This is a genomic window from Pseudomonas graminis (assembly GCF_001705435.1).
Classification (GTDB): Bacteria; Pseudomonadota; Gammaproteobacteria; order Pseudomonadales; family Pseudomonadaceae; genus Aquipseudomonas; species Aquipseudomonas graminis_B.
The window spans coordinates 137,040-152,230 of record NZ_MDEN01000065.1 but is presented as its reverse complement, the minus strand read 5'-3'; the positions used below and the strand labels follow the sequence as shown (position 1 = coordinate 152,230).

Annotated in this window: 17 protein-coding genes; 13 read left to right on the top strand and 4 right to left on the bottom strand. The window is 63.9% G+C overall.

Translation table 11 applies throughout. The features are described from left to right. Window positions 1-57: 57 nt before the first annotated feature. The 4 genes from BBI10_RS28660 to ada all read left to right on the top strand — a co-directional run bounded on the left by BBI10_RS28660 (window position 58) and on the right by ada (window position 3,804). Complete coding sequence (locus BBI10_RS28660; protein ID WP_432213759.1) at window positions 58-1,113, top strand: methyl-accepting chemotaxis protein; 1,056 nt, start codon at window positions 58-60, stop codon at window positions 1,111-1,113. Window positions 1,114-1,344: 231 nt separating this feature from the next. Beyond that, window positions 1,345-1,731 (top strand): copper homeostasis periplasmic binding protein CopC, encoded by a 387-nt coding sequence (copC, locus tag BBI10_RS17475; RefSeq protein ID WP_065990527.1) that lies wholly within the window; start codon window positions 1,345-1,347, stop codon window positions 1,729-1,731. A gap of 4 nt (window positions 1,732-1,735) precedes the next feature. Beyond that, a complete protein-coding gene (copD, locus tag BBI10_RS17470; protein ID WP_065990525.1) occupies window positions 1,736-2,599 on the top strand; it encodes a copper homeostasis membrane protein CopD in 864 nt (287 codons plus the stop codon). 107 nt (window positions 2,600-2,706) lie between these two features. Next, window positions 2,707-3,804 carry a bifunctional DNA-binding transcriptional regulator/O6-methylguanine-DNA methyltransferase Ada gene (ada, locus tag BBI10_RS17465; RefSeq protein ID WP_065990519.1) on the top strand — a complete coding sequence of 366 codons (1,098 nt, stop codon included), beginning with the start codon at window positions 2,707-2,709 and terminating at the stop codon, window positions 3,802-3,804. 56 nt (window positions 3,805-3,860) lie between these two features. Here the strand turns inward: ada and BBI10_RS17460 are convergent, their stop codons facing one another. Continuing rightward, complete coding sequence (locus BBI10_RS17460; RefSeq protein WP_065990514.1) at window positions 3,861-4,136, bottom strand: type II toxin-antitoxin system RelE/ParE family toxin; 276 nt, start codon at window positions 4,134-4,136, stop codon at window positions 3,861-3,863. After that, complete coding sequence (locus BBI10_RS17455; protein ID WP_065990867.1) at window positions 4,136-4,408, bottom strand: CopG family ribbon-helix-helix protein; 273 nt, start codon at window positions 4,406-4,408, stop codon at window positions 4,136-4,138. The genes BBI10_RS17460 and BBI10_RS17455 overlap by 1 nt, the downstream gene beginning before the upstream one ends. Before the next feature lie 235 nt (window positions 4,409-4,643). On the opposite strand from BBI10_RS17455, the gene parS reads away from it, so the two are divergent. Both parS and BBI10_RS17445 read left to right on the top strand, forming a co-directional pair. Then, a complete protein-coding gene (gene parS, locus BBI10_RS17450) occupies window positions 4,644-5,093 on the top strand; it encodes a type II RES/Xre toxin-antitoxin system antitoxin (RefSeq protein ID WP_244160384.1) in 450 nt (149 codons plus the stop codon). After that, window positions 5,093-5,536, top strand: coding sequence for an RES family NAD+ phosphorylase (locus tag BBI10_RS17445; RefSeq protein WP_065990510.1), 444 nt, complete (start codon window positions 5,093-5,095; stop codon window positions 5,534-5,536). Before parS ends, BBI10_RS17445 begins: the two co-directional genes overlap by 1 nt. Here the strand turns inward: BBI10_RS17445 and BBI10_RS17440 are convergent, their stop codons facing one another. Together BBI10_RS17440 and BBI10_RS17435 are read right to left on the bottom strand one after the other, a co-directional pair. Next, window positions 5,537-6,520 carry an MDR family oxidoreductase gene (locus BBI10_RS17440; protein WP_065990508.1) on the bottom strand — a complete coding sequence of 328 codons (984 nt, stop codon included), beginning with the start codon at window positions 6,518-6,520 and terminating at the stop codon, window positions 5,537-5,539. A 49-nt stretch (window positions 6,521-6,569) separates the two neighbouring features. Further along, window positions 6,570-7,208 (bottom strand): TetR/AcrR family transcriptional regulator, encoded by a 639-nt coding sequence (locus BBI10_RS17435; protein ID WP_065990506.1) that lies wholly within the window; start codon window positions 7,206-7,208, stop codon window positions 6,570-6,572. A 92-nt stretch (window positions 7,209-7,300) separates the two neighbouring features. Between BBI10_RS17435 and BBI10_RS17430 the strand changes: the two genes are divergently transcribed. From BBI10_RS17430 to BBI10_RS17405, 7 genes are all read left to right on the top strand, one after another. Continuing rightward, the gene (locus BBI10_RS17430; RefSeq protein ID WP_065990504.1) at window positions 7,301-8,377 is read left to right on the top strand and encodes an NAD(P)H-dependent flavin oxidoreductase; all 1,077 of its coding nucleotides are present in this window, start codon (window positions 7,301-7,303) and stop codon (window positions 8,375-8,377) included. Between the two features lie 149 nt (window positions 8,378-8,526). After that, window positions 8,527-9,294 carry a molybdate ABC transporter substrate-binding protein gene (gene modA / locus BBI10_RS17425; RefSeq protein WP_065990503.1) on the top strand — a complete coding sequence of 256 codons (768 nt, stop codon included), beginning with the start codon at window positions 8,527-8,529 and terminating at the stop codon, window positions 9,292-9,294. Then, entirely contained in the window at window positions 9,295-9,981 is a 687-nt protein-coding gene (gene modB / locus BBI10_RS17420) for a molybdate ABC transporter permease subunit (RefSeq protein ID WP_065990502.1), read from the top strand. Further along, a complete protein-coding gene (modC, locus tag BBI10_RS17415) occupies window positions 9,978-11,066 on the top strand; it encodes a molybdenum ABC transporter ATP-binding protein (protein WP_065990499.1) in 1,089 nt (362 codons plus the stop codon). Before modB ends, modC begins: the two co-directional genes overlap by 4 nt. 101 nt (window positions 11,067-11,167) lie before the next feature. Beyond that, a complete protein-coding gene (locus BBI10_RS17410; protein WP_065990497.1) occupies window positions 11,168-12,238 on the top strand; it encodes a DNA topoisomerase IB in 1,071 nt (356 codons plus the stop codon). Further along, a complete protein-coding gene (locus BBI10_RS27600) occupies window positions 12,235-12,408 on the top strand; it encodes a hypothetical protein (protein ID WP_167355806.1) in 174 nt (57 codons plus the stop codon). Before BBI10_RS17410 ends, BBI10_RS27600 begins: the two co-directional genes overlap by 4 nt. 36 nt (window positions 12,409-12,444) lie before the next feature. Beyond that, the gene (locus BBI10_RS17405) at window positions 12,445-15,111 is read left to right on the top strand and encodes an excinuclease ABC subunit UvrA (RefSeq protein ID WP_141695209.1); all 2,667 of its coding nucleotides are present in this window, start codon (window positions 12,445-12,447) and stop codon (window positions 15,109-15,111) included. Window positions 15,112-15,191 lie beyond the last annotated feature (80 nt).

Sequence of the window (15,191 nt, the reverse complement as noted above, 5' to 3'; positions counted from 1 at the left end):
GCCATCAGTGGACACATCACTTCGGTACGGGCCACCGCCTCGCAATTCGCTTCGCTGATGTTGCTGGCGACCGGCATCGCCGTGGTGTTGGGCATCATTGCCTCGCTGCTGATCATCCGCAGCCTCAAATCGACCCTGGGCGCTGAACCCCATCAAGTGGCGGCTTCGATCCGTCGTCTGGCGGCCGGCGAACTGACCGACAAGATCGAAACGGCCTATCCCGACAGCGTCATGGGCGCGCTCAAGGCGACCAATGTGCACCTGTCGGCCACCATCACCGAAGTGCGTTCGGCTGCGGCGGCGTTGACCCACTCTTCCGCACAGCTGCTGTCCAGTTCCGACAGCAACAGCGACCAGATGCGCCTCCAGGCCAGCGAAACCCAGCATATGGCCGCTGCAGTCAATCAGATGGCGACCACTGTAAAAGAAGTAGCGAGCTACGCCAATCAGGCCGCCAGTGCCACCCAGACCGCCGACGACGAAGTCGAGAACGGCAAGCGCGTGGTCGAAGGCACCGCCCAGGCGATGGACCAACTGGCGCGGAAGCTGGAAAGCGCCGCTGACTCGGTCGGCCAGGTGTCCAGCGACAGCCGCGCCATCGAGAACGTGGTGGCGGTGATCAACTCCATCGCCGAACGCACCAACCTGCTGGCGCTTAACGCTGCCATCGAGGCCGCCCGCGCCGGTGAGGCAGGCCGCGGGTTTGCAGTGGTCGCCGACGAGGTTCGCTCCCTGGCCAACCGCACCCAGGAATCGACCCAGGAAATCCGCGACATGGTCGGCCAATTGCAAAACGGGGCGGTGAAGACCGCCGACCTGATGCGCGAAAGCCGCGAGATGGCCCAGCGCACGGTCGAGCAGACCCACGAAGCGCAAACCGCGCTGGTCAGGATCCGCCACGAAGTGGGCGCGCTCAACGACATGAACGCGCAGATCGCCAGCGCCGCCGCGCAGCAACAGGCGGTGGCCGACGACGTCAGCGTCAACATCAACCGCATCCACGATGCGGCGCTGGAAACCGCCGTCGGCTCCAATCAGGTGGCCCGCTCCAGCCGCGAGCTGTCGACCCTGGCCGACGTGCTCACCGACCGCGTGAGCTTCTTCAAGGTCTGACCGCCCAGGGCTGCGTCGCGCAGGCGGCGCAGCCATTTGCTGCATGATCACTGCATCACTCGGCTCCCCTGCCTGCCCCCCTACGGCGTCTCGATCCTGACGGCGCACCCGGCTTAATCGCTGGAGTCCTTCTGCACTTTCTGGTCTAGTAGTGATCCGATCATCCCGAGTCGACCGTCGTCGATTCCGTCATCCATTCGCTGCAACTGCCACCAAGCAAAGGTCCCGCCGATGTCTGCCCAACGTTTCAAACACGCCCTCTCCTGCCTGTCCCTGCTGGCCTGTCTGACCTCCACTGCAGCCTTCGCCCACGCCCATCTTGAAAGCCAGCAGCCCGCTGCCGACAGCGAAGTGAGCGCGCCCAAAGAGCTGCGCCTGGTCTTCTCCGAAGGCGTCGAAGCCACATTCACCAAAGTGGTCATCAGCCTGGACGCCCCTGATACGCCGACTGAAATCATCCAGACGCGTAACGTCGAAACCGATCCCAATAACCAGAAAGTTCTGATCGTGACCCCCGCCGTGCCGATGGTCCCGGGCAAATACAAGGTGGAATGGCACGCCGTGTCGGTGGACACCCACAAGAGCGAAGGCACCTACCGCTTTCAGGTGACGCCATAACCCCATGCACGAAGGACTGATCCTGTGCCGGTTCATCCACTTCGGCGCAGTGCTGTTGCTGTTCGGGGTCGGCGCGTTCCGCAGCCTGTTGTTTGGCCGGCATTTGCTGCCTTTTGAGGTAAGCCAGGCGGAACCTCGCCTGAGTCGACTGCTCGGCTGGCTCGCGGCCATCGCGCTGGTGAGCGCGATGGCCTGGTTGATGCTGACGGCTGCTTACCTGAGCAGCGACTGGAGCGGCGCGATCAATCCGTCCACCGTCGGGCTGGTGCTGGGCAATACCTGGTTCGGTCATGTGTGGGTCGTTCATCTGCTGCTGAACGTGCTGGTTGTCAGCCTCAATCGCCGGGTGAACCCGGGCGCGCTGCTGGTCCTCAACACGCTGTTGCTGCTAACCCTGGCGCCGGTGGGTCACGGCGCCATGTTCGACGGTCTGAAAGGCCAGCTGCTGATCCTCAATCAAATGCTGCACCTGCTCGGCGTCGGCACCTGGCTCGGCGGTCTGTTGATGCTGGCCCTGCTGCTGAGGGCTGATGGTGGTGTCGATATGGCCTTGGTGTTGCGGCGTTTCAGCGGCATCGGCTACGGGCTGGTGGCGGTGATCATCGCCACGGGCCTGATCAACGTTCGTGCCCTCAGCGGCGGGTTCTGGCCAGAACCGGCGTTTGCCGGGTTCGGCCTGGTGCTGGCCGTTAAAGTCACGATGGTTGCGGGGATGCTGGTGCTGGCAGCGCTGAACCGGCAGTTGGCCCAGGCCGCTGATTTGCCGATGGCGCGCCTGCGGCTGAGCGTATTGCTGGAAGGCCTGTTTGGCGCGGGTGCGCTGGCGGCGGTGTCGTTGCTCGGCACCTTGCCGCCGATGCTGGGCTGATTGAACAGGTTGGCCTGAAGGCAAAAGTTTGAACGCAAGACTCGGAGTGTCGCCTTCCATCACTGCGGCTAACGTACAGTCCACTGAACCGTCAGAGAGCCGCAGAAATGAGCCGCCAGCCGAGTAATCCGTCCACCCAACCCGTCGAGCTCGACCCGCGCTGGAACGCCGTGGTGTCCCGGGACGTCAGCGCCGACGGGCAGTTCGTCTATGGCGTGCGCACGACGGGGGTGTACTGCCGCCCGAGCAGCAGCGCACGCTTGCCACGCCCGGAAAACGTGGTGTTCTTTGCGACCGCCATCGAGGCCGAAGCCGCCGGGTTTCGCCCCAGCAAACGCGCCGCCGCCGACCGCACCGGCCTGGCTGAGCAGCACGCCGCCGTGGTCGCTGGCGCCTGTCGAATCATTGCCGAGGCCGAATGGCTGCCGACCCTCGCCGAGCTCGCTGCCCACGCGTCCATGAGCCCCTGGCATTTCCACCGCGTCTTCAAAGCCGTCACCGGCCTGACGCCCAAGGGCTACGCCAACGCCCACCGCGCCGACAAGGTACGCCACAAACTGACCGACAGCGGACGTATCACCGACGCCCTGTACGATGCCGGTTTCAATTCCAACAGCCGTTTCTACGAGGCCAGCGCCGGACTGCTGGGCATGAGCCCCACCGACTACCGCAAGGGCGGCGCGGCGCTGGAGATCCGTTTTGCCGTCGGCGAGTGCTTTCTCGGTGCGATTCTGGTGGCTCAGAGCGCCAAGGGCGTGTGCGCCATTCTGCTCGGCGATGACCCCAATCGACTGGTGCAAGACCTGCAGGATCAGTTCCACAGCGCCACGCTGATCGGCGGCGACGCGGAGTTCGAGCGGCTGATGGCGGAGGTGGTGGGGTTTATCGAAGCGCCGAAGCTGGGCCTGAACCTGCCGCTGGATTTGCAAGGCACCGCTTTTCAGCAGCGGGTCTGGCAGGCCCTGGCGCAGATCCCGCCGGGCACGACCGCCAGCTACGCGCAGATCGCCCAACGGATCGGTGCGCCGACCGCCAGCCGCGCGGTCGCCCTGGCCTGCGGGGCAAACCGCATTGCCGTGGCGATTCCCTGTCACCGCGTGGTGCGCAGCGATGGCGCGTTGTCGGGCTATCGTTGGGGGGTGGAGCGCAAGCAGGCGTTGCTCACTCGTGAGGGTCAAGAAAAGGAATCACAGTATTCACGCTGAGCTGTTTTGATCGGTTTCAGCCCAGCTCAAACGTCAGTTTCGCTGCTTTCGTAATGCTATCGATCCTCGCGGGTGTGCCACAGACGCAGCAAATAGATTGTGGAATTCGCTATCTCGTAGCGCATCTCGTAACAGCCGATCTGGATTCTGCGCACATCCCTCGGCTCAAATTCTTCCAAGCGTTCGCCTATGCGTGGGTTGGCGAGTAACGTAGTCGGTGCTGTCGTGAGTTGCTGCACGGTTCGTGCGGCGGCTGGCTGATTGACCGCTGCAAGAAACTCATACAGTCGGGCAATGTCGGAAAGCGCTTTGCTCGTCCACTTCAATTCCATCAGCGCGGGACCGGCAACGGCGTGTCGGTGCCAAGGCTATCAGCCCAGGCCTGAACGGCTTGGTGATCAATTACGCGGCCAGCATCAACGTCAGCCAATGCCTCGCGAGTCAGGCGACTCCGCTCTTCTTCCTGATCTATCCAGGCGGAAAGAGCCTGTTTGACGATCCAGTTTTTGGAGCGTTCCAGACGCTCTGCCATCAAATCGACTTTCTGTGCCAACGCCTCAGGAACGTGAGCCGTCACTGATCGGGTCTTTGCGGGGTTTGCCATGATGGGAGGCTCCTGACTAAAGAGTGATTCAAAGTTAATCATAGTGAGTCATTAAAAGTCGTCAAGAGTAGAGTCAGGTGTCGGAATGCGCTGTACGCCATCCGCTAGAAGCTTCCCGGCTAAAGCCGGTCCTACCACTGAAGCCGGGCATGCAAACGCCGGTAACAGCTTCTCGCTTGAGAAACCCTGACAGCGGCGTAAGGTCCCTGCACCGGATCTCACAAGGAGCATGGACGTGCCTTCGACTCTTCAAGCAGCGATAACCGACAACGCCCCCTCATTCTGGTTGATCGCCGACCAGCTCAATGCACGCAACGAAACCGAACGACTGGACTACATCCGCTCGGGCTTCCCGCCCGGCTGGGTCAAGGTGCTGCGCAATGCCTTCCGCCTCAGCAACAGTCAGCTCGAAGCCTTGCTGGCGACCTCGGTCTCGACCCTGGAACGCCGCCAGCGTCAGCAACGACCGCTGGACATCGTCGGCTCCGAGCGCCTTGATCGGGTTGCCGCCCTCGCCACCCACGCCGCCGAACTCTTCGAAGACCAGAACACCGCCCGCCGCTGGATGGTTGCCTCCAACCGCGCACTCAACGGCCAGACACCCATCGCCCTCTGCGAAACCGAGATCGGCGCGCGCCAGGCACGTCGCGTGCTCAGCGCACTGCAGCATGGCGGGGTCGTCTGATGCAGGCCTGGAGGATCAGCAAGGACAGTGCCGCGAACGATCTGTCCGGCCTGGGCGCCGCGCAGTTCGGCGGGCGCTGGAATCACGCCGACCAGCCGGCCGTTTACCTGGCGCTGAGCGCGTCAGGCTGCGCCCTGGACACGCTCATTCAATGTGCGAGCCTGCCGCAGCCGGGCTTTCAGCTCGTTCACCTGCAGTTGCCGGATGACCCGGGGCTGTATTGGCAGCCTGCCCTCGCCCAGCTGCCGCCCGGTTGGGACGTCACGCCGGCGGACCGCCCCAGCATGGATTTCGGCAGCGCCTGGCTGGAGCGGCGCGAGCAACTCGGGTTGATCGTGCCGTCCGCGACCATCACCCATACGCGCAACCTGCTGCTCAATCCTCGGCACCCCGCCATGGCGCAGGTCAGGGTGCTCGAGGTGCGCCCCTTCACCTGCGGCTGATCAGCGCTGGGTGTCGACCACGATGCGCCCGCGCACCTGACCGTCCATGAGCCGGTGCGCGGTCTCGATCACCTCACCCAAGCCGATCTCGCGGCTGATCAGCGGCAGCAGCGACACATCAAGATCCCGGGCCAGACGCGACCAGGCGTCGATGCGGTCCTGGCGCGGGCGCATGACGCTGTCGATGCCTGCGAGGGTCACACCGCGCAGAATGAAGGGCGCCACCGACGCCGGAAAGTCCATCCCCTGGGCCAGACCGCAGGTCGCCACCGTGCCCCAATAGCGAGTGCTGGCGCAGATGTTGGCGAGGGTGTGGCTGCCCACCGAATCGATCGCCCCGGCCCAGCGCTCCTTCGCCAACGGGCGGCCGGGCTCGGCAAGGGTGGCGCGGTCGATGATTTCTGCGGCGCCGAGAGAGGTCAGGTAATCGCTCTCGCTCAAGCGGCCGGTAGAGGCCACGACGCGATAACCGAGTTTTGCCAGCAGCGCGATGGCGAAACTGCCGACACCGCCGTTGGCGCCAGTCACCAGCACATCGCCCTTGTCCGGCGTGACGCCGTTTTTCTCCAGCGCCATGATCGCCAGCATCGCCGTATAGCCCGCCGTGCCGATGGCCATGGCCTGTGCCGGCGTGAAGCCGCTCGGCAGCGGGATCAGCCATTTGCCCTGCAAGCGCGCCCTCTGCGCCAGCCCGCCCCAGTGCCCTTCGCCGACGCCCCAGCCATTGAGCAGCACCTGATCGCCCGGCTTGAAGTCCGGGTCGCTGCTGTCCTCGACCGTGCCGGCCAGGTCCACCCCGGGCACCATCGGGAACTGCCGCACGATCGGACCCTTGCCGGTGATCGCCAGGCCGTCTTTGTAATTCAGCGTGCTGTGACTGACGCGCACGGTGACGTCGCCTTCGGGCAACTGACTGTCGTCGATGTCCGTCAGCTCGGCGCGGTAGCCGTCGTCGTCTTTATTGATCAGGATGCCTTTGAACATGCCGCACACTCCTATTTAGACCGCTCGTCTATAACCAGACCTGAAGACATCAGCGCGGCAATCCGCGCAGAAATCCGATGATGAAGGTGTTGAGCGGCTGCTCGTTCTGCACCAGTCGAGCCCGCAGCACGGCGCCCTCCCAGCCGATCCAGAAATACGCCGCCAGCTCTGAACAATCGGTGCGCGCCGGCAGTTCGCCCGCCGCGATCGCCGCTTTGAAGCACACTGTCAGGCGCGCCTGCCAGTCGAGGAAAACCTTCTCCAGCGCCTCACGGAAGCCCGCTGGCAGAACGCTCACTTCCTGGCCCATGTTGCCCACAAGGCAGCCCCGCCGAAAATCGTGGCGGGCGATATTGACCTTCGATTCCTGAACGAAGCCGGCCAGCCGTTCCAGCGGCGAGAGCGATTCATCCAGCAGCCAGCGGTCCAGGCGCCGGGCGAAATAGCCGGCGTAGCTGTCGAGCACTGCGAGGCCGAACACCTCTTTGCTGGCGAAGTAATGATAGAAGGAGCCTTTGGGCACACCGACCCGCTTGAGGATGCCGTCGATGCCCGTGGCCATGAAGCCCTGCTCGGTCAGCACCTCAACGCCGCAGCGGATAAGCGCCTCGCGGGTGTCGAAGTCATCGGGGCGTGCCACTTTCGGTGGACGGCCGGGGCGTCTGGGTTTTGCAATGATGTCTTTCATGGGGTTGCATATTAGACCGAGCGTCTATTAAATCAACCGCAACTTTTCAAGTGCTGCTTTTTAACACCCCCTTCGCTATGGAGACTCTGCCGATGATCGCCTGGCCCGACACTCGCCTGCTCAAACTGCTGGACATCGAACTGCCCATCCTGCAAGCGCCCATGGCCGGTGCATCCGGCTCGGCGATGGCCGTCGCTGTGGGCAAAGCCGGCGGCCTGCCCTCGCTGCCCTGCGCCATGCTCACCCGCGCGCAGATTAGAGAGGAAGTCGCGCGGATACGCGCGGGCACCCATGCGCCGCTCAACCTGAATTTCTTCTGCCACTCGACCCCGCCCACCGATCCGCAGGCCGATGCAGACTGGAAACACCTGCTCAAGCCCTACTACGAGGAACTGGGCGCCGACTTCGATGCGCCAACGCCCATGTCCAACCGGGCACCCTTCGACGAGGCCGCTTGCGCGCTGGTGGAGGAATTGAAACCTGAAGTGGTCAGCTTCCATTTCGGCCTGCCCGATCCCGCCTTGCTGACGCGGGTAAAGGCCACCGGTGCGAAGGTGCTCTCCTCGGCGACCACCGTGGAAGAAGCCGTGTGGCTTGAGGCACGGGGCTGCGACGCGATCATCGCCATGGGCTACGAGGCCGGCGGCCATCGCGGGATGTTCCTCAGCGATCAGTTGCACACCCAGGTCGGCACGATGGCGCTGGTGCCGCAGATCGTCGATGCCGTGACGATTCCGGTCATCGCGGCCGGCGGCATTGCCGACAGTCGCGGCATCGCCGCCGCGTTCATGCTCGGCGCCTCCGCCGTGCTAATGGGCACCGCCTACCTGTTCACCCCGGAAGCCAAGGCCTCGGCGCTGCATCAGGCGGCATTGAGCCGCGCCCAGGACAGCCAGACCGCCATCACCAACATTTTCACCGGTCGCCCGGCCCGGGGCATCGTCAACCGCATCATGAAAGAGATCGGACCCATGGCCGCTGCCGCGCCGGCCTTCCCCACAGCGGGCGGCGCACTGATGCCCCTGCGCAGCAAAGCCGAATCCCGTGGCGACGACGGCTTCATGAATCTTTGGGCGGGTCAGGCGGTGGGCATCAAGCACTCGCTGTCCGCAGAAGAACTCACCCGGACGCTGGCCATCGGCGCCCTTGAGCGGCTGGCCGGGCGCTGAGCCGATGATGCAGCCGTCGATTTAAAACGGAGCACGGCAAGATCCGGCTTCCGCGCGGAGGAGACTCGCTATATATTTCGCTGCATAGCGTTTGACCGGCGTCCGGTTGGCGTTCTTCCTCATTCCGTTTGCTAGCCCGGAGCCGTTCCATGCGCGCCGTTTCAAACCGCTTCACCCTCACCTTGCTGGTCATCGCCTGTGCCGCGCTGTCGTCGGGCACTGCGTTTGCCGATGAGGTCCAAGTGGCCGTTGCCGCCAACTTCACGGCGCCGATCCAGGCCATCGCCCAGGACTTCGAAAAAGACACCGGTCACAAGTTGGTCGCTTCTTTCGGCGCGACCGGCCAGTTCTACACCCAGATCAAAAATGGCGCGCCGTTCGAAGTGTTTCTCGCCGCCGATGACACCACCCCGGCCAAGCTGGAGAGCGAAAACGAGACGGTGAAAGGCTCGCGCTTTACCTACGCGGTGGGCACTTTGGCGCTGTGGTCGGCCAAAGACGGCTATGTGGACGACAAGGGTCAAGTGCTCAAGGACGGCAAATTCGAACACCTGTCCATTGCCAACCCGAAAGCCGCGCCCTATGGTCTCGCTGCCACCCAGACCCTGGACAAACTGGGCCTGACCGACGCGACTAAAAGCAAGGTCGTCGAAGGCCAGAGCATCGCCCAGGCCTATCAGTTCGTGCAGACCGGCAACGCCGAGCTGGGTTTCGTCGCCCTCTCCCAGGTGTTCAAGGACGGCAAGCTGACCGGTGGCTCGGCGTGGATCGTGCCGGCCAATCTGCATGAGCCGATCAAGCAGGACGCGGTGATCCTCAACAAGGGCAAAGACAACGCCGCCGCCAAGGCGCTGATGGACTACCTCAAAGGCCCGAAAGCCGCCGCCATCATCAAATCCTACGGGTACCAGCTGTAAATGCTGCTGGGCAGTGCAGACCTCGCGGCCATCTGGCTGACGCTGAAACTGGCGTCCCTGACCACTGTGATTCTGCTGATCGTCGGCACGCCCATCGCGCTGTGGTTGTCGCGCACCCGCTCCTGGTTGAAAGGCCCCATCGGCGCGATCGTGGCCTTGCCTCTGGTGCTGCCACCCACGGTGATCGGCTTTTATCTGCTGCTGTTGCTCGGGCCGAACGGCGCGGTCGGGGAGCTGACCCAGAGCCTGGGGCTCGGCACGCTGACCTTCAGTTTCAGCGGGTTGGTGATCGGCTCGGTGCTGTACTCCCTGCCGTTCGTGGTGCAGCCCTTGCAGAACGCCTTCGTCGCCATCGGTCCTCGCCCCCTTGAAGTGGCGGCCACGCTGCGCGCCGGTCCTTGGGACACGTTCTTCTCAGTGATCCTGCCGCTGGCACGCCCCGGCTTTATCACCGGGGCGATTCTGGGTTTCGCCCACACCGTGGGTGAGTTTGGCGTGGTGCTGATGATTGGCGGCAACATCCCGGAGAGAACCCGCGTCGTGTCCACGCAGATCTACAACCACGTCGAAGCCATGGAGTACGCCCAGGCCCATTGGCTGGCCGGGGCGATGCTGGTGTTTTCCTTTGTGGTATTGCTGGCGCTGTATTCCAGCGGCAAGGCCCGGTCGGCGTGGAGCGGCGCATGAGTGCGAAGATTGAAGTGCGGCTGCAGGTGAATTACGCCGAGTTCGTTCTCGACGTCGACCTCCACTTGCCCGGTCGCGGCGTCTCGGCGCTGTATGGCCATTCCGGCTCCGGCAAAACCACCTGCCTGCGCTGCATCGCCGGGCTGGAAAAGGCGGCCGACGGCTATATCCGCGTCAACGGCGAGGTCTGGCAGGACAGCGCCAACAACATCTTTCTGCCCCCGCACAAACGTCCATTGGGCTACGTGTTTCAGGAAGCCAGCCTTTTTCCGCACCTCGACGTCGAGGGCAATCTGCGCTTCGGGCTGAAGCGCATTCCCGAGCGCGACAGGCGTATCACGTTGCAGCAGGCGACTTCGCTGCTGGGCATCGATCATTTGCTCCAACGCGCGCCCGATAAGCTGTCCGGCGGCGAACGTCAGCGGGTCGGCATCGCCCGCGCGTTGCTGACCAGCCCGCGCCTGCTGCTGATGGACGAACCCCTGGCGGCACTGGATGCCCAACGCAAAAGCGAAATCCTGCCGTACCTAGAGCGCCTCCACGACGAGCTGGATATTCCGCTGATTTACGTAAGTCACGCCCAGGACGAGGTGGCTCGACTGGCCGATCATCTGGTATTGCTCAGCGACGGTAAAGCGCTGGCCAGCGGCCCCATCGGCGAAACACTGGCGCGGCTGGATCTGCCGCTGGCGATGGGCGACGACGCGGGCGTGGTGATCGAGGGAAGCGTGCAGGCGTACGATGCGGCCTATCAACTCATCACCGTCCGTTTGCCGCGCAGCGAACTGAGTATCCGCGTCGCCCATTCCGCGTTGCTGCCCGGCAAACCCCTGCGCCTTAAAGTACAGGCGCGGGATGTGAGCCTGAGCCTGCAACCCGATGCTCAAAGCAGCATTCTCAATCGCCTGCCGGTGACCGTCATCGAAGAGATCGCCGCCGACAACACCGCCCATGTGCTGGTCCGCCTGGATGCCGACGGCTCGCCGCTGCTGGCGCGGATCACCCGCTACTCCAGGGATCAGCTGCAGCTGGCGCCCGGGCAGACGCTGTGGGCGCAGATCAAATCAGTCGCGCTGCTGGCGTAGGCGAGCAATCACCCGTCCCATTCATCAGGTATGCAATTAGTCGGCACGACTGCGCAGCGCCACGGTCAATGCAAAAAGACCCGCATTCAGGACTGCCTTTCATGCCGGACACAATCCACAGCGAAGACCTGCCCAAAGATCTGCATTACGTCGACGACAGCCAGCCCGGATTTACCCGCAAGATTCTGCGCGGCAAGTTCGCCTACTTCGACACCGACGGCCAACGCATCCGCGACGAGGACGTGATCAAACGCATCAACGCGCTGGTGATCCCGCCGGCGTACACCGACGTGTGGATTTGCGCTGACCGCCAGGGCCACCTGCAAGCGACCGGCCGCGACGCTCGCGGACGCAAGCAGTACCGCTATCACCCGCGCTGGCGCGAAATCCGCGACGAGAACAAATACTCGCGGATGATCGCCTTCGGCCAGGCGCTGCCCAAAGTGCGCAAGCAGCTGGAAGCGCAGCTGGCCAAACCCGGCATGGGCCGCGAAAAGGTTATGGCCGCAGTGCTGTCGTTGCTCGACCAGACGCTGATCCGCATCGGCAACAGCCAGTACGCCCGGGATAACCGCTCCTACGGCCTGACCACGCTGCGCAACAAACACGTCGACGTGAAGGGCAGCAAGATTTACTTCGAGTTTCGTGGAAAGAGCGGCGTTGAGCACCGGCTCAGCGTCACTGACCGACGCTTGGCGACCATCATCAAGCGCTGCATGGAATTGCCCGGCCAGAACCTGTTCCAGTACCTGGATGACGACGGCCAGCGGCATACCGTTTCCTCCCACGACATTAACCAGTACTTGCACACCCTCACCGGCGCCGACTTCACCGCCAAGGACTACCGCACCTGGGCCGGCAGCGCGATGGCACTGGCGACCCTGCGCAAGCTGCACTGGGAGCCGGAGGCGGACGCGAAGAAACACGTCGTGTCCATGGTCAAGGAGGTCGCGCGGCTGCTGGGCAATACCCCGGCGGTCTGCCGCAAGTGCTACATCCACCCGGCCGTGCTCGAAGCCTTCGCGATGGGCGAACTGTCCAAGCTGCCGCGCATCCGCCAGCGCAAAGGCCTGCGTCTGGAGGAAGTGGCGCTGGCCGGCTTCCTCCAAGGCCTGCAGGCTGCCGAGGTCATTCGTGAAGCATCCGAAGAACTGACAGGAGAAACAGCATGACCACCCACAACGCGCATATCCCCGGCGAAAAACTCAACGACCCGGACGCACGTCCGGCTGACGTCGCCGATGACCGCGAGCGCACCGATGACGTGCGTGAAGACGAGCCGCTGACCGGCGGTGATCACGACGACGCCGGGCACACCCCCAAAGTGCCCCTCGCCGAGTAAACCGCTCCCGCTTTCCAGGATTCAAAGGCCTCACCCATGACCACACCGCCGCACCTGCCAGACGACGCCCGCCCTTCTTCCTTCACCGTCGATGCCGACCGCCCCGGATTTGTCCGGGTGCGCGGCGCCCGAGAGCACAACCTCAAGAACGTGGACGTCGATATCCCCCGCGACGCACTGGTGGTGTTCACCGGCGTGTCGGGATCGGGCAAATCATCGCTGGCCTTCTCCACCCTCTACGCCGAAGCCCAACGCCGCTATTTCGAATCCGTCGCGCCCTACGCCCGACGCCTCATCGATCAGGTGGGCGTGCCCGACGTTGACTCCATCGATGGCCTACCGCCTGCCGTCGCGCTGCAGCAGCAACGAGGGACGCCGAGCACGCGCTCATCAGTCGGCAGCGTGACCACCCTTTCCAGCCTGATCCGCATGCTCTATTCCCGCGCCGGCACCTATCCGCCGGGGCAACCGATGCTCTACGCCGAAGATTTTTCGCCGAACCTGCCCCAGGGCGCCTGCCCCGAGTGTCACGGCCTGGGCCGGGTCTATGAGATTCCTGAAGAGCTGATGGTCCCGGACGACTCTTTGACCATCCGCCAACGCGCGATCGCCGCATGGCCCCTGGCATGGGGCGGCCAGAACCAGCGCGACATCCTCGTCACCCTGGGTTACGACGTCGACACCCCGTGGCGCGACCTGCCGAAAAAGGACCGCGACTGGATTCTGTTCACTGATGAGCAGCCTAACGTGCCGGTCTACGGAGGGCTGACCCCGGAAGAAACCCGTCTGGCGATCAAGCGCAAACTCGAACCCAGTTATCAGGGCACCTTCACCGGTGCCCGCCGCTACGTGCAGCACACCTTTGCCACCACCCAGAGCGCGTTGATGAAAAAACGCGTGTCGCGTTTCATGCGCGGCAGCCCCTGCCCGTTGTGCGATGGCAAACGCCTGAAGCGCGAGGCCCTGTCGGTGACGTTTGCCGGCCTCGATATCGGCGAATTGGCGCAGATGCCGCTGCTGCGGCTGGCTGAAGTGTTGCGTCCGGTGGCTGCGGGCATTTTTGAAGATGAAGATCGCGGCAGCGCTGTGCTGAATCGCGAACAGATCGCCAAGGCGAAAAAGAAGCGGGTCACTGCAGGCGGCTCGGCCCACGACGCAGCCCCCGATGTACGCGCGACGCCGAACTTGTCTGTCGAAAAACGCCTCGCCGCTCAACGCATCGCTCAGGATTTGCTGGCGCGGGTCAGCACCCTCACCGAACTGGGGCTCGGCTACCTGGCGCTGGACCGCAGCACGCCGTCGCTGTCATCCGGTGAACTGCAGCGCCTGCGCCTGGCGACGCAATTGGGCTCGCAACTGTTCGGCGTGATCTACGTGCTGGACGAGCCGTCGGCGGGCCTGCACCCGGCCGACAGCGAAGCGCTGTTCACGGCGTTGCAGCAGCTGAAGGCGTCCGGCAACTCGCTGTTCGTCGTCGAGCATGACCTGGAAACCATGCGCCGCGCCGACTGGCTGATCGACGTCGGCCCCGCCGCCGGTGAGCATGGCGGGCACGTGCTGTACAGCGGCCCTCCCGCAGGTTTGGCCGAGATCGAATCCTCGCAAACGGGCCGTCATCTGTTCGCCGAGCATTCCGCACTGAGTTCGGCAAGAAGGCAGCCGACCGACTGGCTGCGCCTGGAAGGCATTACCCGCAACAACCTCAATTCACTGAGCGCTGAATTTCCGCTGGGCTGCTTCACCTCGGTGACCGGCATCTCCGGTTCGGGCAAATCCAGCCTGGTCAGCCAGGCATTGCTGGAACTGGTGGGCGCCGAATTGGGACGCCCGGTTGCGGAGGCCGAGGCGGAAGAATCCAGCCTGGAAGACGATGCGCCGCAACCCACCGGCGGGCACATTGCGGGCGGAATGAGCGCGGTCAAGCGGCTGGTTCAGGTTGACCAGAAACCCATCGGCCGCACCCCGCGTTCCAATCTTGCGACCTACACCGGGCTGTTCGACAACGTGCGCAAATTGTTCGCCGCGACGCACGACGCGCAGAAGGCCGGCTACGACGCCGGACAGTTCTCGTTCAACGTCGCCAAGGGCCGTTGCCCGGTGTGCGAAGGCGAAGGGTTCGTCAGCGTTGAATTGCTGTTCATGCCCAGCGTCTACGCGCCCTGCCCGACCTGCCATGGTGCGCGCTACAACCCGGACACCTTGGCGATCAAGTGGAATGGGTTGAGTATCGCCGACGTGTTGCAGCTGACGGTTGAACAGGCGGTGGATGTATTCGTCGATCAGCCAGGGGTTCTCCGCTCGCTGACGGTGCTGCGTGATATTGGTCTGGGCTATTTGCGTCTGGGTCAGCCTGCGACTGAGTTGTCCGGCGGTGAGGCTCAGCGCATCAAACTGGCGACGGAGCTGCAGCGCAGCCAGCGCGGCGCCACTTTGTACGTGCTCGACGAACCGACCACAGGCCTGCACCCCACCGATGTGGATCGCCTGCTGACGCAGTTGAATGCGTTGGTGGATGCGGGGCACAGCGTGGTGGTGGTTGAGCATGAAATGCGAGTGGTGGCGCAGAGTGACTGGGTGATCGACATCGGCCCGGGCGCTGGGGACAAGGGTGGCAATGTTGTGGCGTGTGGGACGCCTGAGGCGGTTGCCGACGTGGAAGAGAGCCGGACGGCGCCGTTTTTGCGCAAGGTGTTGCGGGGCTGAGGAAGTTCGGTTACAGCGCTGAAACGAAACAGGCACTTGGGGCTGCCCCAAGTGCCTCTCGCTGGCGCTCATACACTCCG

Excerpts from the sequence above, each read along its gene's own strand:
- BBI10_RS28660 (WP_432213759.1), top strand. The coding sequence starts at position 58 with ATGTTGCTGGCGACCGGCATCGCCGTGGTGTTGGGCATCATTGCCTCG.
- copC (WP_065990527.1), top strand. The coding sequence starts at position 1,345 with ATGTCTGCCCAACGTTTCAAACACGCCCTCTCCTGCCTGTCCCTGCTG.
- copD (WP_065990525.1), top strand. The coding sequence starts at position 1,736 with ATGCACGAAGGACTGATCCTGTGCCGGTTCATCCACTTCGGCGCAGTG.
- ada (WP_065990519.1), top strand. The coding sequence starts at position 2,707 with ATGAGCCGCCAGCCGAGTAATCCGTCCACCCAACCCGTCGAGCTCGAC.
- BBI10_RS17460 (WP_065990514.1), bottom strand. The coding sequence starts at position 4,136 with ATGGAATTGAAGTGGACGAGCAAAGCGCTTTCCGACATTGCCCGACTG.
- BBI10_RS17455 (WP_065990867.1), bottom strand. The coding sequence starts at position 4,408 with ATGGCAAACCCCGCAAAGACCCGATCAGTGACGGCTCACGTTCCTGAG.
- BBI10_RS17445 (WP_065990510.1), top strand. The coding sequence starts at position 5,093 with ATGCAGGCCTGGAGGATCAGCAAGGACAGTGCCGCGAACGATCTGTCC.
- BBI10_RS17440 (WP_065990508.1), bottom strand. The coding sequence starts at position 6,520 with ATGTTCAAAGGCATCCTGATCAATAAAGACGACGACGGCTACCGCGCC.
- BBI10_RS17435 (WP_065990506.1), bottom strand. The coding sequence starts at position 7,208 with ATGAAAGACATCATTGCAAAACCCAGACGCCCCGGCCGTCCACCGAAA.
- BBI10_RS17430 (WP_065990504.1), top strand. The coding sequence starts at position 7,301 with ATGATCGCCTGGCCCGACACTCGCCTGCTCAAACTGCTGGACATCGAA.
- modA (WP_065990503.1), top strand. The coding sequence starts at position 8,527 with ATGCGCGCCGTTTCAAACCGCTTCACCCTCACCTTGCTGGTCATCGCC.
- modB (WP_065990502.1), top strand. The coding sequence starts at position 9,295 with ATGCTGCTGGGCAGTGCAGACCTCGCGGCCATCTGGCTGACGCTGAAA.
- modC (WP_065990499.1), top strand. The coding sequence starts at position 9,978 with ATGAGTGCGAAGATTGAAGTGCGGCTGCAGGTGAATTACGCCGAGTTC.
- BBI10_RS17410 (WP_065990497.1), top strand. The coding sequence starts at position 11,168 with ATGCCGGACACAATCCACAGCGAAGACCTGCCCAAAGATCTGCATTAC.
- BBI10_RS27600 (WP_167355806.1), top strand. The coding sequence starts at position 12,235 with ATGACCACCCACAACGCGCATATCCCCGGCGAAAAACTCAACGACCCG.
- BBI10_RS17405 (WP_141695209.1), top strand. The coding sequence starts at position 12,445 with ATGACCACACCGCCGCACCTGCCAGACGACGCCCGCCCTTCTTCCTTC.